Source organism: Alistipes sp. DJF_B185 (assembly GCF_964250025.1).
GTDB lineage: Bacteria > Bacteroidota > Bacteroidia > Bacteroidales > Rikenellaceae > Alistipes > Alistipes finegoldii.
In genome coordinates this window covers 57,820-71,280 of record NZ_CAXUDY010000013.1, presented here as the reverse complement: position 1 = coordinate 71,280, position 13,461 = coordinate 57,820, and the positions used below count along the sequence as shown (strand labels likewise).

The following is a 13,461-nucleotide window of genomic DNA, read 5'->3' as shown; positions in this document are numbered from 1 at the left end:
CCCCCCCCCCCCCCCCCCCCCCCCCCCCCCCCCCCCCCCCCCCCCCCCCCCCCGGCGCTCCTTTTCCATTTCGGGCAGTTCCCGGCTCCGCCCCGGCATTTCGCATCTCTTTCCGCATCCGTCTCTCTACACTCCCCAAATTCCCCTTCACCTTCCACCGAATTTCACTTCGGGCGCCATCCGGAGCCCCGGCCACACCGTAACCGTCTGCGCCCTAATGCGGCGCGGCCGTCGGCGGATCTACATGCCGCGACGGCACCGAGTAGGAGCGGAGCACCAGCCCCACCCCGACGAAGATCACCAAGGCGAAAATCACCGTGTCGGCGTGCAGTTTGTCAAGTCCCATGCCCACCGAAATGGCGATCGCCAGCACGGGCTGCAAATAGGTGTATATGCTCGACACCGTCGCGGGCACGCTCTTCAGCGCATAGTTGAGCATCAGGTTGGGCAGATAGGTCGGCACTGTCAGCACGAACAGCGTCGGGAAAAGCGCATGCTTCGCAATGGCGGTGTAATCCGTATGAACGATCTCTTTAAGGCCGAACGGCAGGGCGGCGACCGCCGCCACGCAGTAAAGCCACCTCAGCACGGTCGTAATCCGGTATTTGGCGATCAGCCGCTTGAACCACACCATGTAGAGCGACGTAACGCAGGCGCAGAGCAGAATCATCACGTTGCCCCAGAGGTGCGAATGCTGGTGCGACGACGACGCGCCCGCCAGCACCACGGCCACGGCTCCCGCCATGCCGAGCACCAGCCCCGCGATCTTCAATTTCGTGAAACGGTCCATCCCCAGCAGCACCGAGAGCAGCAGCACCAGCAGCGGCACGATGGTATCGATGATCGAACCGTCGATGGGCGAAGTCATCGAAAGGCCGTACATGATGAACACCTTGCGCAGGACGCCGATCAGCAGCGCGGCGCCGATCAGCTTCCGCACGTCGGCCTTCTCGACCTTTTCGGCCTTCTGCCACAACAGCGGCACCAGCGAGAAGAGCGCCGTCGCGATCAGCGACCCGGAGACCATCGCCATCGGATGGACGTAACGCGGCAGCACGATATTGTAAAAAGGGTAGTCCATGGCCCATACGATATTGCAAATCAGCAGGGCGATATGGGGTTTGAATCTGTTCATCCGTTTCGGGGTTTATCCCGCCCAAAAACAAAAACAATGCCCGTCCTCCCGTCCCGTCTCCTTCGCGGCCATGCCGCCCGCAGCACCGTCCAAAGGCCGTCCGTCGGACGACGCGCCCCGCTCCGCACCTCCTCCGAAGTGCTGCGCCGGAGAGGGCTGGCATGGAAGTTGTTTTTTAAAAGACCGATTTTGCTGCAATCGCAGCCCCCTTGCACATTAAAAACTTTAAAACGAAACGTTATGAACACCAAGAAAAACAAAAACACCGATTCGCCCCACTTCCGTGAATTCTTCCTCGACCAGATCAAAGACGTCTACTGGGCCGAGAAACACCTTTCGTCCGGACTCAAAAAGATGAGAAAGGCCGCCACCAGCCCGAAGCTGGCCGCCGCATTCGAGAAACACATCGAGGAGACCGCAGGCCAGATCGAACGGCTGAAGCGGGTTTTCGAACTGCTGGGCAAAACCCCGCAGGCCAAGAAGTGCGAAGCCATGGAAGGACTTGTCTCCGAGGCCGAAAGCATGATCGAGGACACCCGGAAAGACTCCTATACGCGGGATGCGGGCCTTATTCTGGCCGCCCAGAAAGCCGAACATTACGAGATCGCCTCGTACGGCTCGCTGAAAGTCTTCGCCGAGATGATGGGCGAGACCGAAATCGCCCGCGAACTGGGCATGATCCTCAAAGAGGAGGTCTCCACCGACTCGCTGCTCTCGTGTCTGGCCGAAGAGGATGTGAACGAAATGGCCGTGGCCGAATAATGCCCGCCCTCCGGGCCGGAAAGGCCGGAGCTTCGATCCGATTACAACGATTTTCCCCTGCCGCAACGATCTGCGGCAGGGGAAAATCGCTTCCGGGCCTTTCCCGGTCACTGCGTCGGGCCGTCACCGCCGCTGCGAAGGGACTTCGAACGTGGCCGGAGACGCGCCGTCGATCTTTTCGCCCCGGTAATAGACGCTCCACGCATCCTTTCCATACCCTTTGCCGATATTTTCGAACGACGAAGCCGATGCGCCGCCGACTTTGCGGCCCTGAAAAAACACCGTCCACGCATCCTTTCCGTATCCCCCGCCGAGACTGACGAACGAACCGGCCGCAGCCCCTTCCACCTCGCGCTCCCGGTAATAGACCGTCCAGCTGTCTTTGGAATAGCCGCCGCCCAGCGTCCGGGTCATCTTCGCATTCGCACGCTGCCGCTCCCCGTACAGATAGGTATTCCAATTATCCCTGCCGCGTCCCTTTCCCAGACTCTCGAACGACGAAGCCGAAGCGCCCTTTACCTCTTCACCGCAGTAAAACACCTTCCAGTTGTCCTTGCCGTAGCCGTCCCCCAGATCGACGAACGACGAAGCCGAAGCCCCCTCGACCTTCAGTCCGCGGTAATAAACCGTCCAGCTGTCCTTGGAATACCCTTCGGGCCTTCTGTCCCGCCCCGGATGCACGCCGCCGTGCCGGGCAGCGCTCACCTGAGCGAAACACGCATCCCCGCCCGACAGAAGCGCGAAGGCGGACAGCAAAACCACTATCATTTTTTTCATAATACAGTCGTCAGTTAGTTTTTACTATTCAAACCCCAAATATACCCGCTTATTGCGCCGCGCCAAAAAAAATCCGCCGGAAAATTCACCCGCCGCCACCGATTCGCAGCCATCGAGAGACTTTCGACTGACGAGAGATGTCCGAACGACGAGAGACTTCCGAACGACGAGAGACTTCCGAACGACCGGAAACCGTCTTCTCACAACCGCCGCCCCCCCCGACAAAAAAAGTCCGCAGGCTCGCACCTGCGGACTTTCGCCTATATCGGACGGAACGCAACCGCTCCGCCCTCTCTTCCGGGGATTACTCCTCGGTCTCCTCCTTGGCAGCGGCTTTCTTGGCGTTCTTCGCCTCGGCAGCCTCCATGGCGCTCTTCAGAGCGGCCAAACCTGCGATATCGCCCAGCGTCGTCTTCTCGACCGAAGCGTTGATCTTCTTCACGGTCGATTTGGTTGCGTCGGCAGCGGCACGCTTCTCAGCTTTCTCGGCTGCAACTTCGGCGCGCTTGGCCTCCTCGTACGTACGAACGTGCGAAAGGGTGATACGCTTGGTAGCCTTCGAGAACTCGATCACCTTGAAGTCGAGCTTGTCGCCGGCCTTCGGCGTGGTGCCGTCCTCCTTGGTGAGCTGGCGTGCGGGGCAGAAGCCCTCGATGTTCTCGCCCAGAGCGACAACTGCGCCCTTGTCGGTCATCTCGGTAATCGTACCCTCGTGGATGCTGTCCACCGAGAACTGGTTTTCGAACTCGTTCCACGGGTTCTCCTCCAGCTGCTTGTGGCCCAGCGACAGACGACGGTTCTCCTTGTCGATCTCCAGCACCACGACCTCGATATCCGCGCCTACCGACGTGAATTCGCCGGGGTGCTTCACCTTCTTGGTCCAGCTCAGGTCCGAAATGTGGATCAGGCCGTCGATACCCTCCTCGATCTCTACGAAAATACCGAAGTTGGTGAAGTTGCGAACCTTGGCCGTGCACTTCGTGCCGACGGGATATTTGGTTTCGATATTCTCCCACGGATCGGGCGTAAGCTGCTTGATGCCGAGCGACATCTTGCGCTCCTCACGGTCGAGCGTCAGGATAACGGCCTCGACCTCGTCGCCGACCTTCATGAACTCCTGCGCCGAACGCAGGTGCTGGCTCCACGACATCTCCGACACGTGGATCAGACCCTCCACGCCGGGAGCGATCTCCACGAACGCGCCGTAATCGGCCATCACGACCACGCGGCCCTTGACCTTGTCGCCGACCTTGAGGTTCTGGTCGAGCGCCTCCCACGGATGAGCCGTAAGCTGCTTCAGACCCAGTGCGATACGCTTCTTGGCGTCGTCGAAGTCGAGGATCACGACCTGAATCTTCTGGTCGAGCGCCACGATCTCTTCGGGATGGTTCACGCGGCCCCACGAAAGGTCCGTGATGTGGATCAGACCGTCCACACCGCCCAGATCGACGAATACGCCGTACGAAGTGATGTTCTTGACGGTACCTTCGAGAATCTGGCCCTTTTCGAGTTTCGACATGATGACCTGCTTCTGGGCCTCAAGCTCGGCCTCGATGAGCGCCTTGTGCGAAACGACCACGTTGCGGAACTCCTGATTGATCTTGACGACCTTGAATTCCATGGTCTTGTCCACGTATACGTCGTAGTCGCGGATCGGCTTCACGTCGATCTGCGAACCGGGCAGGAACGCCTCGATGCCGAATACGTCTACGATCATACCGCCCTTGGTGCGGCACTTGATGTAACCCTTGATGATTTCGTCCTTTTCGAGGGCCTCGTTCACACGGTCCCACGACTTGAGCTGACGGGCCTTCTTGTGCGAAAGGGCCAGCTGGCCGTTCTTGTCCTCGGCCGACTCGACATACACTTCGATTTTGTCGCCCACCGCCAGATCGGGGTTGTAACGGAACTCGGAAACGGGGATGACGCCCTCGCTTTTGTAGCCGATGTTCACAAGAACCTCACGCTTGGTTATGCCGGTTACGGTACCTTCCACGACTTCGCCGACATTGACGTTCGAAAGCGTCTTGTCATACGCTTCGGCAATCTCCTCCTTGGGCTGCGAATAGACGCCCAGATCGTTTTCAAATGCGTTCCAGTCGAAATTCTCGTTTGCGACTACAGTTTTCGTTTCTTCCATAACGGAAATACTTTGTGCGATACAATCGCTCGTTAAATGATTAATAATGAAATTCATAGCCCCTCATCCGCGCCTCGTGCGCGCATACGGGGAGTGCAAAGATACTCTTTTCAACTGAAAAAATGAAAGATTGAGCGCAAAAAATCGCTTACCGACAGTTTTTTACACCTTCCGACCGCGGGCACGCCCCGGACGACTCCGCCGCCGCGCCCGCACACTTTCCGGCCGACCGGTCGCGCAGCCGGGACACAGCCGCAAATGCTTTTCCCGCCCGTCGCAGGCCCCGGTCACAAACCACTGTTCCGTCCGGACGCAGGCCGTCCCGTCCGCAGGCCTACTTCCGCCGCACCCGCTGCCGCGGCGTATTGTCGATCCGGAGCGGAGAGTCCTCCTCCAGCTCTTCGAGCAGAAGCCCGGTCACATCCTCCTCGGTAATCTTGCCGTCGGTGTAATTCAGGTCGTTGTAATTCTTGTAGACGTAATCGCTGACGGCGACCGTGTAGACCTTCCCTTCGCGCAACTTGGGGAACTCCACGTCGAGCGCATTGTCCGCCTGATCGGTAACGATCACATAGGGCGTTGTCGAAATCAGGTCGATGCGGTGCGCCTCCTTGACGTTCACCGGATCGTTGTATTTCGAAACGATCATCCTCCGCATATCCGCCGGCGTCATCTTCATCTCGGCCACCAGCGTCCCGAACGGCTCCAGCCCGTATACGCTGGCCGCGCTCACGCCGCCCGCGGGAATCGAGTCGAGCCGCACGCCCCCGATGTGGTAGAATCCGATCTCGGCGTCGATCCCGTCGGCCACCGCCCCGGCCATCCAGTTCGCCAGCCCCCACTTGTTCGCGGCGTTCCCGAACTCGCCCATCGGTCTGTTCAGCTCCGGATTGGCGTAACAGGCGTCCACCTGCTTCTGGAAAACCGGATCAGGCTCGTAACCGGCCAGCGGCACGAGCCGGAAATCCACGCCGGCGACCTTCCTGCCCTTCATGCGTATCGTCGTGACGCCTATGTTCCGCAGATCCTTCCCCGTCTGCGTGAGCAGCGTGCCGCCGATCAGCGTATCGACCTCCTCGTGCGTGTGCCCGCCGATCACCACGTCGTACTGCGAAGCGCCCCCGGCGAGCAGTTCCCGGTCGCGGTCGTCGCCCATGTGCGAAACGAGCACCAGCACGTCGCACTTCGGGCGCAGCTCGGCGGCGTATTTCAACGCCATCCGCTGCGGATCGGGAAAGGTCAGCCCCGCGAAGCTCGACGCATTGCCCGCCGGATGCTCCGGCCCCTCGTAGTTGGTCACCACGCCGACGAATCCGATGCGGAATCCGCCCTCTTCGAGCACCGTATAAGGCGGCAGCGGAGGAAAGGTGCAAGTGTCGCTCACTACATTGGCGCACACCACCTCGAAATCCATGCTGTCTATCATCCGGCCCAGAAAGGCCTGCCCGTGGTCGAATTCGTGGTTGCCGAGCGTCGCCACGTCATACCCCAGCCTGTTCATCAGCGCGATCATCGGCATCCCCGGCGTCGCCGCCCGGTCTACGTAGGCGTTGCCCGTCCAGCGGTCGCCGGCATCGACCAGCACCACCAGCTGCGCCGTGTCGCGGCACGCCTCGACGGCCGCCGCCAGACGCGGGAAGTTCCGGATTTTGGCGTGCATGTCGTTCGTCGACAGCAAAACGAGCGTCCGCTCGCGGGGGGCGCAGGCCGCCGCGAGCGCCGCCGTGACGATCAGAACCGTGCGGAGTATTCTTTCCATAATATCGTTTTTGAGTTTGTCAAAGTTACAAATAATTCATATCTTTACACTTCATTCAGCAGAAAAACTTATGGCAGACAGCATCAAAGTCATATGCGACAACCTCGGAGGTCCGATCCGGGTGGCGATGGGCACCCCGCTCTCCGACGTGGCCGCACGGCTGACGCCGGGACGCTACCCGTTCCTCGCGGCGTTCGTGAACAACCGCATCAAAGAGCTCAACTACAAAATATATACCCCGGTGACGGTCCGCTTCGTGGACATCACCGACTTCGCGGGCATCCGCGTCTACCAGCGCACCTCGTGGTTCATCCTCCAGAAGGCCGCACGCACGCTCTTTCCGGGACATACGCTCCATATCCGCCACTCGATGGGCCAGAGCGGCTTCTACTGCGAGCTCGAAGGGCTCGACGAGTTCACCCACGAACAGGCCGCAGCGCTCGAAGGGCACATGCGCGAAGTGGTGGCGCAGAACCTCCCCATCGAGCGCACCAAGGTGCTCACGAGCGAGCTCCGCGCCATCTACGCCGAACAGGGCTTCGACGACAAGACGGCGCTGCTCGACACCCGTCCGCGGCTCTACAGCGACCTGTACACGCTGGACGGCACGGCCGGCTACTTCTACGGGGCGCTGGCCCCCTCGACGGGCTACATCGACCGCTTCTGCATCGAACCCTACTACAAGGGCTTCTATCTGGCCCTGCCCCTGCGGACGAACCCCGGCGTGCTCAACAAGAACGTCCAGCAGGAGAAGATGTTCGGCATTTTTCAGGAGTACCAGTCATGGGTCCGGATCATGGGCGTCCCCACCGTGGGCGACGTCAATTCGAAGGTGCTCGCGGGCGACGCCGGCGGCATGATAAAACTCGCCGAAGCGTTCCACGAACGCAAATTCGCATGGGTCGCCGACACCATCTACGACGCCAACCTCTCGCGCGGCGTGCGCATCGTGCTTATCTCCGGTCCTTCGTCGAGCGGCAAGACCACCTCGGCCAAGCGGCTGGGCATCCAGCTGGGCGTGCTGGGGCTGAAACCGGTGCTGATCTCGCTCGACGACTACTTCGTGGACCGCGAAAAGACCCCGAAGGACGCCGACGGCGAGTATGACTACGAAGCGCTCGAAGCCATCGACCTCGAACTGTTCAACGACCACCTTCGCCGCCTGATGCGCGGCGAGAGCGTCGATATTCCGCGCTACAACTTCATCACGGGACGCCGCATGCAGCACAACGACCCGCTGACGCTCGACGAACGTTCGATTCTGATCGTCGAGGGCATCCACGGACTCAATCCCCGTCTCACGCCGGGCGTTCCCGAAGAGCAAAAGTTCCGCATCTACATCTCCTGCTTCACGTCGGTGGCCATGGACAACCTCTCGCGCATCGCCACCACCGACAACCGCCTGCTGCGCCGCCTGACGCGCGACTACCGGCAGCGGGGCGCCGACGCGCTGGCCACGCTCTCGCGCTGGGCCTCGGTCCGCCGCGGCGAGGAGAAGCACATCTTCCCCTATCAGGAGAACGCCGACGTCATGCTCAACTCGTCGCTCTTCTACGAGATTTCGGTCCTGCGCCCCTTCGCCGAGAAAATCCTCCGCGAAGTGCCCGACACGGTACCCGAATACGACGAAGCGCGCCGCATGCTGAAGTTCCTCGACAACTTCATCCCCATTCCGCCCGACGAGATTCCGCCCACCTCGATCCTGCGCGAATTCATCGGCGGCAGCAGTTTTCAATATTGAGAATCGTCCGCACGCCCCGGCGTCACCCGGACGCAAACCATGCAAGACAATAAACGACCGCCCGGTTCCGACCCGGCCCCGAAACGATAATTCCGCCGCACTGCGGCGCCAAGTCCCCATAACTTCATACAACTAACAGATATGTTCGACAAATTTTCCGAACGCCACATCGGCGTCAGCAACGAAAAGGAGCTCAAAGCCATGCTCGAAACGATCGGCGTCAAGTCGGTCGACGAGCTGATCTCGCAGGTCATTCCGCACTCCATCCGGCTCAAGAAACCGCTCGCGCTGCCCGCGGAGGGCATGAGCGAGTACGAATTCGCAGGCCACATCCGCGCGCTGGCCGAGCGCAACCGCTGCCTGCGGTCGTTCATCGGCATGGGCTACTACCCCTGCGCGGTTCCCGCCGCCGTCACGCGCAACGTCTTCGAGAATCCCGCGTGGTACACCTCCTATACGCCCTATCAGGCCGAGATTTCGCAGGGCCGTCTCGAAGCGCTGCTGAACTTCCAGACCGCCGTGATCTCGCTCACGGGCATGGAGATCGGCAACTGCTCGCTGCTGGACGAGGCTACCGCCGCCGCCGAAGCGATGCTGATGATGTTCGCCCTGCGCTCGCGCGAAGCCGTCAAGGAGGGCCGCAACCAGCTCTTCGTCGACCGCAACATCTTCCCGCAGACGCTCGACGTGCTGCTCACCCGCAGCGAACCCTTCGGCATCGAACTGATCGTCGACGAATACGACGAATACAGCTTCACGGGCAAGGAGTTCGGCGCCATCGTCCAGTATCCGGCCGCCAACGGCGCCGTGCGCGACTACGCGGACTTCACGGCCGCCGCCCACGCCAAGGGCGCGCTGGTCACGGCCGTCGCCGACCTGCTGGCGCTGGCGCTTCTGAAAGCCCCCGGCGAATGGGGCGCCGACATCGCCGTCGGCTCGACCCAGCGTCTGGGCACCCCGATGGGGCTGGGCGGTCCAAGCGCGGGCTACATGACCACGCGCGAAGCCTTCAAGCGCAACATGCCGGGCCGCATCATCGGCGTCTCGGTGGACCGTCTGGGCAACCGGGCGCTGCGCATGGCGCTCCAGATGCGCGAACAGCACATCAAGCGCGAGCGCGCCACGTCGAACATCTGCACCGCCTCGGCGCTGATGGCCTCGATGGTGGGCTTCTACTGCGTCTACAACGGTCCCGAAGGGCTGAAGCGCGCCGCCGACACGGCCCATCTGGCCGCCGCGACGGTAGCCAAGGCGCTCGAAGCGATGGACTACAAACTCGCCGCAACGGCCTATTTCGACACGCTCGAAGTCGCCGCCGAAGCCGCCGTCGTACAGTCGCTGGCGCTCGAAAGCGGCATCAACTTCTTCTACCCGACCGAAGGTTCGGTGCGCATGTCGTTCGACGAAGTCACGACTCCGGAGGAGATCGCCGAGGTCATCCGCATCTTCGCCGCCGCCAAAGGCAAGAAAGCCAAGGCCGTAAAGCCCGTCACCGAAAGCAACGTCCCGGCCGGTCTGCGCCGCCGTTCGGCCTACCTGACCGAACCGGTCTTCAACGCCTACCGTTCGGAAAGCGCCCTGATGCGCTACATCAAACAACTGGAACTGCGCGACATATCGCTGGCCAACTCGATGATCTCTTTAGGTTCGTGCACCATGAAGCTCAACGCCGCGGCGCTCATGCAGCCCCTTTCGCTGGCCGGCTTCCAGAACATGCACCCCTTCGCCCCGGCGGATCAGGCCGAGGGTTACATGCAGTTGATCACGGAGTTGGAAAACGATCTGGCGACGATCACGGGCTTCGCGGCCTCGTCGCTGCAGCCCAATTCGGGCGCGGCGGGCGAGTACACGGGGCTGATGGTGATCCGCGCCTACCACCAGAGCCGCGGACAGGGCTACCGCAACGTCGTGCTGATCCCGGCGTCGGCCCACGGCACCAACCCCGCGTCGGCCGCCATGGCGGGCATGAAGATCGTCACCGTGGCGTGCGACGCCAACGGCAACATCGACGTGGAGGACCTCGAAGCCAAGGCCAAGGAGTACAGTTCGGAGTTGTGCGGCCTGATGGTGACCTATCCCTCGACGCACGGGGTGTTCGAAAGCCGCATCCGCGAAATCGTGGACGCCGTACACGACGCGGGCGGACAGGTCTACATGGACGGCGCCAACATGAACGCGCAGGTGGGCCTGACCAATCCGGGCTACATCGGCGCCGACGTCTGCCACCTCAACCTGCACAAGACCTTCGCCATGCCCCACGGCGGCGGCGGTCCGGGCGTGGGTCCGATCTGCGTCGCCGAGCACCTCAAAGCCTTCCTCCCCTCGCATTCGGTTATGGCGACGGGCGGCGACGAAGGCATCACCGCCGTGGCATCGGCTCCTTGGGGCTCCGCACTGCTGCTGCCCATAACCTACGGTTATATCAAGATGCTGGGTGAAGCCGGACTGCGCCGCGCTACGGAAATGGCGATCGTCAACGCCAACTACATGTCCGCCGCGCTCGCATCGGAGTTCAGGACCTACTATTCGGGCGAGACGGGCCGCGTGGGTCACGAGATGATCCTCGACCTGACCAACTTCAAGAAGGACTACAACATCGACTGCGGCGACATCGCCCACCGGCTGATGGACTACGGATTCCATGCCCCGACGCTCTCGTTCCCCGTGCACGAGACACTGATGGTCGAGCCGACCGAATCGGAGCCGAAAGCCGAAATGGACCGCTTCATCGAAGCCCTCGTGTCGATCAAGCGCGAGTGCGAAGCGGCCGTCGGACAGCCCGACAACGTGGTGGTCAATGCGCCCCACACGGCCGTGGAGATCGCGGGCGAGTGGCCGCATCCCTACACCCGTCAGCAGGCGGTCTTCCCGCTCGAATGGGTGCGCCAAGCGAAGTTCTTCCCCTATGTTTCGAAGATCGACGCCGGCTACGGAGACCGCAACCTCTGCTGCAGGAATTGCGAATAAATCGTGAAAGCCGCGATTATTAAGGAATTATATGTAACTTTGCAGCCCGTACGGCGCGGATTCCGCCGCTGACGGAGCCGCCGGCCGGTTCGAAAGAACGGTCCCGGCGGCAGGCGCCGCAGCGCTGCAAGCCAACGTCCGGATTCCGGCAGGCGCGTTTTTTGCCGTATGCGGAAGTAACCGCATGCAGAAAACAAGCCGTGCAGAAGCGGACAAGCCCCCAAAGGCAGGCGGAGCGCGGAAACGCTCCGCGAGCCAAGCCCCGCCGGAGGGAAATGCCGGGCGGGAACGCAGACCGGGAATAACAGGCGGTAGCGCAGACCCAAACGCCGGGCGGAAATGCCGGACGGAAACGCGGAGAAGGGCCGCAAGGCAGAAACGCCGGCAAAAACGGACAAGCCCCCAAAGGCAGACGGAGCGCGGAAACGTTCCGCGAGCCAAGCACCGCCGGAGGGAATGCCGGGCGGAAATCCGGGCGGCAACGCAGACCGGGAACAACGGGCGGAAATACCCGGCGGGAACAACGAAAACGAAAAAAACATTTTTTAACGAATTATTATGAAAGTAGAACAGAACAAAATGGTCGGCGTGGACTACAAGCTCACCGTCGACGGACAGATCGCAGACCAGTCGCGTCCGGGCCAGCCGCTCGAATTTATCTTCGGAACAGGCATGCTGCTCCCCAAATTCGAAGAGGCGATTCTGGGCAAGGAGGTCGGCGAAGCCGTCTCGTTTACCCTTGAGCCGAAGGACGGTTACGGCGAACTGATCGCCGACGCCGTGGTAGACCTGCCCAAAAACATATTCATGGTGGACGGCAAACTCGCCGAGGACATCCTCTTCGTGGGTTCGCAGGTTCCGATGAGCGACAATCAGGGCAACCGCATGATGGGCATCGTCAAGGAGGTCGGCGAGGAGACCGTGAAAATGGACTTCAACCACCCGATGGCCGGCAAGACGCTCAACTTCGACGTCGAGATCGTATCGGTGCGCGACGTAACGCCCGAAGACCTGCAGGGCGGCTGCTCGTGCGGAGAGTGCGGAGACGACTGCGGCGGCGGTTGCGACCACGAAAAAGGGCACTGCGACTGCCACTGACAGAAAAGCGGGACTTGCAGAAGCCCCGCTTTTTTAAAACCCCGAAACCGACTCTGCCATGACCCAGACCGAACTGCTGAAAATGATCGGCAGCGGCGCCGTACGGGACCTCGACCTGACGGGCCGCGAATTGAAGAACATCGATTTCAAAGGCTGCCGTGTGGAAAACGTGACATTCGACGAATGCACGCTCACGGAGTGCAATTTCGACGGCTGCGGGATGGAGCGCGTCTCCTTCCGCAAGGCCGCGCTGCGCAACTGCCGCTTCCGCAGGGCGAAGATCGCATGGAGCGACTTCCGCTACTGCGAGATCGAAAGGGCCACTTTCGAAGAGGCCGAAATCCGGTTCTGCGACCTTTACCGCGCCATGCTCACCGGAATCGTCATCATGCGCAAGGCTCGGATCGGAGAGACGAGCCTCTACTACGCCTACTTCGGCGAAGGGGTGAACATACGCCGCGAAAACATCGCCGGCGGCAGGCTGCTCCAGCAGGACCTCGACGCCTACAGGCAGTTTCTGATCGAATGGAACACCTCCGGCACGGGAGTCCGCCGGAACGACCGCGCCGAGCAGTCGGCGTGGAGTCCCGATGCGGCGCTGCACGCCCGCTGGGCCGACGCCGAGGAGATATACAAGAACTTCAACGGCTTGTGGACGGGCATCGGATTTCTGCGCGACGCGAACTGGGCCTACGTGAAGGGCCGCCGCATGGAACGCCGGCGCATGCTGGCCGACTGGCGCGGCGCACCGCTGTCGCGCAAACCCCAGCTGGCATGGAAAATAGCGACCAATACGCTGATGGACATCATGTTCGGCTACGGCGAGAGTCTCTTCCGCATGGTCACGACCTACGTGGTGCTGGTGCTCTTCTTCGCCTACGTCTTTCAGGGAAACGCTTCGCTGCCCTCCTACCTGCAGGCCTTCTGGATCAGTCTGAAGAACATGGCGGGCGTCGGTTCGGAGCAGCTCAGCGGCATATCCCCGCTGGTAGACATGCTCAACGTCGTCCAGACGACGATCGGCATCCTGCTCACCGGTATCTTCGGCTTCATCCTCGGCAACAAGATACGCAATCAGTAAA

Annotated in this window: 9 protein-coding genes; 5 read left to right on the top strand and 4 right to left on the bottom strand. The window is 61.4% G+C overall.

Features of this window, described 5'->3' with window-relative positions; genetic code table 11:
* Positions 1–214: 214 nt before the first annotated feature.
* Complete coding sequence (locus ACESTR_RS13185; protein WP_278433932.1) at positions 215–1,135, bottom strand: DMT family transporter; 921 nt, start codon at positions 1,133–1,135, stop codon at positions 215–217.
* Between the two features lie 240 nt (positions 1,136–1,375).
* On the opposite strand from ACESTR_RS13185, the gene ACESTR_RS13180 reads away from it, so the two are divergent.
* The gene (locus ACESTR_RS13180; RefSeq protein ID WP_022043895.1) at positions 1,376–1,897 is read left to right on the top strand and encodes a ferritin-like domain-containing protein; all 522 of its coding nucleotides are present in this window, start codon (positions 1,376–1,378) and stop codon (positions 1,895–1,897) included.
* A 123-nt stretch (positions 1,898–2,020) separates the two neighbouring features.
* Here the strand turns inward: ACESTR_RS13180 and ACESTR_RS13175 are convergent, their stop codons facing one another.
* From ACESTR_RS13175 to ACESTR_RS13165, 3 genes are all read right to left on the bottom strand, one after another.
* Positions 2,021–2,674 (bottom strand): DKNYY domain-containing protein, encoded by a 654-nt coding sequence (locus ACESTR_RS13175; RefSeq protein WP_039939705.1) that lies wholly within the window; start codon positions 2,672–2,674, stop codon positions 2,021–2,023.
* A gap of 304 nt (positions 2,675–2,978) precedes the next feature.
* Positions 2,979–4,814 carry a 30S ribosomal protein S1 gene (gene rpsA / locus ACESTR_RS13170; protein WP_014775093.1) on the bottom strand — a complete coding sequence of 612 codons (1,836 nt, stop codon included), beginning with the start codon at positions 4,812–4,814 and terminating at the stop codon, positions 2,979–2,981.
* 334 nt (positions 4,815–5,148) lie between these two features.
* The gene (locus ACESTR_RS13165) at positions 5,149–6,573 is read right to left on the bottom strand and encodes a bifunctional metallophosphatase/5'-nucleotidase (protein WP_302781343.1); all 1,425 of its coding nucleotides are present in this window, start codon (positions 6,571–6,573) and stop codon (positions 5,149–5,151) included.
* Positions 6,574–6,643: 70 nt separating this feature from the next.
* Between ACESTR_RS13165 and ACESTR_RS13160 the strand changes: the two genes are divergently transcribed.
* From ACESTR_RS13160 to ACESTR_RS13145, 4 genes are all read left to right on the top strand, one after another.
* Complete coding sequence (locus ACESTR_RS13160) at positions 6,644–8,314, top strand: nucleoside kinase (RefSeq protein ID WP_195289698.1); 1,671 nt, start codon at positions 6,644–6,646, stop codon at positions 8,312–8,314.
* A gap of 141 nt (positions 8,315–8,455) precedes the next feature.
* The gene (gene gcvP / locus ACESTR_RS13155; protein WP_009596736.1) at positions 8,456–11,281 is read left to right on the top strand and encodes an aminomethyl-transferring glycine dehydrogenase; all 2,826 of its coding nucleotides are present in this window, start codon (positions 8,456–8,458) and stop codon (positions 11,279–11,281) included.
* A gap of 558 nt (positions 11,282–11,839) precedes the next feature.
* Positions 11,840–12,379, top strand: a complete 540-nt coding sequence (locus ACESTR_RS13150) for a peptidylprolyl isomerase (protein ID WP_009596721.1) — start codon at positions 11,840–11,842, stop codon at positions 12,377–12,379.
* 58 nt (positions 12,380–12,437) lie between these two features.
* Positions 12,438–13,460, top strand: coding sequence for a pentapeptide repeat-containing protein (locus ACESTR_RS13145; protein WP_373179361.1), 1,023 nt, complete (start codon positions 12,438–12,440; stop codon positions 13,458–13,460).
* The last annotated feature ends 1 nt before the right edge of the window (position 13,461 follow it).